This window comes from Cellulomonas sp. HD19AZ1 (assembly GCF_004535805.1).
GTDB lineage: Bacteria > Actinomycetota > Actinomycetes > Actinomycetales > Cellulomonadaceae > Cellulomonas > Cellulomonas iranensis.
The window spans coordinates 1-1082 of sequence record NZ_SPHX01000013.1 but is presented as its reverse complement, the minus strand read 5'-3'; the positions used below and the strand labels follow the sequence as shown (position 1 = coordinate 1082).

Here is a 1082-nt window from a genome sequence, read left to right as displayed (position 1 = left end):
CGCCGAGTTCGCGGTTGAGACAGCGGAGAAGTCGTTACGCCATTCGTGCAGGTCGGAACTTACCCGACAAGGAATTTCGCTACCTTAGGATGGTTATAGTTACCACCGCCGTTTACTGGGGCTTAAATTCTGAGCTTCGCTCCGAAGAGCTGACCCGTCCTCTTAACCTTCCAGCACCGGGCAGGCGTCAGTCCGTATACATCGTCTTGCGACTTCGCACGGACCTGTGTTTTTAGTAAACAGTCGCTTCTCCCTGGTCTCTGCGGCCCTCCACGCTCACCACCGCGAGGGTGGATCACGCTTGAGGCCCCCCTTCTCCCGAAGTTACGGGGGCATTTTGCCGAGTTCCTTAACCACGATTCTCTCGATCGCCTTGGTATTCTCTACCTGACCACCTGAGTCGGTTTGGGGTACGGGCGGCTAGAACCTCGCGTCGAAGCTTTTCTTGGCAGCATAGGATCACCCATTTCCCGCATACGCGGTACCCGTCGGTTCTCAGGCTTCACCAGGTGCGGATTTGCCTACACCTGACCCTACGACCTTGGACGTGGACTACCATCGCCACGCTGGGCTGCCTTCCTGCGTCACTCCTGTTAATACGCTTACCTACTACCGGTTCGGGTCCCGTGCTCCCCTGCCCCGGTGTCCCGAAGGACGATGGGGCAGGCTCGGACGGTTAGCATCACCGGGCTCGGTATGGGCGGTTCTTCGCCGGTACGGGAATATCAACCCGTTGTCCATCGACTACGCCTGTCGGCCTCGCCTTAGGTCCCGACTTACCCAGGGCGGATTAGCCTGGCCCTGGAACCCTTGGTCATTCGGCGGACGGGTTTCTCACCCGTCATTCGCTACTCATGCCTGCATTCTCACTCGTGCCGCCTCCACCACTGGGTTTCCCCGCGGCTTCGCTGGCGGCACGACGCTCCCCTACCCATCCACACGACTGAACCACGAAGGCTTGTCTCGAGTGTGAATGCCACAGCTTCGGCGGTGTGCTTGAGCCCCGCTACATTGTCGGCGCGGAATCACTTGACCAGTGAGCTATTACGCACTCTTTCAAGGGTGGCTGCTTCTAAGCCAAC

The 1082-nt window shown here is 59.0% G+C and carries 1 rRNA gene; it reads right to left on the bottom strand.

The features are described 5' to 3' along the window. Positions 1-1082: ribosomal RNA gene (locus tag E4A51_RS18175) — 23S ribosomal RNA — on the bottom strand; the annotation flags it as partial.